Origin of the sequence: Pannonibacter anstelovis (assembly GCF_036881715.1) — a bacterium.
GTDB classification, from domain to species: domain Bacteria; phylum Pseudomonadota; class Alphaproteobacteria; order Rhizobiales; family Stappiaceae; genus Pannonibacter; species Pannonibacter anstelovis.
In genome coordinates this window covers 1-244 of the sequence record NZ_JBAKBF010000044.1, presented here as the reverse complement: position 1 = coordinate 244, position 244 = coordinate 1, and the positions used below count along the sequence as shown (strand labels likewise).

Below are 244 nucleotides of genomic sequence, written 5' to 3'. Positions count from 1 at the left end.
GCCTGCAGCAGCCTCCGGATCTTTTCTTACTTCACTAACCTCTACCATCATCCATCGACCATCTTCATTTGCGGCGAGATCACGTTCTCTGCGGGAATTTTCATCGATATTATGCGTTGTTCGAATGAGAAGCCGTGGGCTAATGATACCGATAATACTTCATATTTTAAATAATGCCTGGGTTGTTTTCGGCTTACTGTTTTCAGCGACGGAATAAGAGCCTGATGCAAGAGGCGCTTTAACC

General features: G+C 45.1%; 1 protein-coding gene. It reads right to left on the bottom strand.

The annotated features are described in order from the left end of the window. Positions 1 to 47: 47 nt before the first annotated feature. Positions 48 to 244 (bottom strand): hypothetical protein (locus V6L75_RS21040; protein WP_334253410.1); only part of this gene is annotated, 197 nt, incomplete at its 5' end.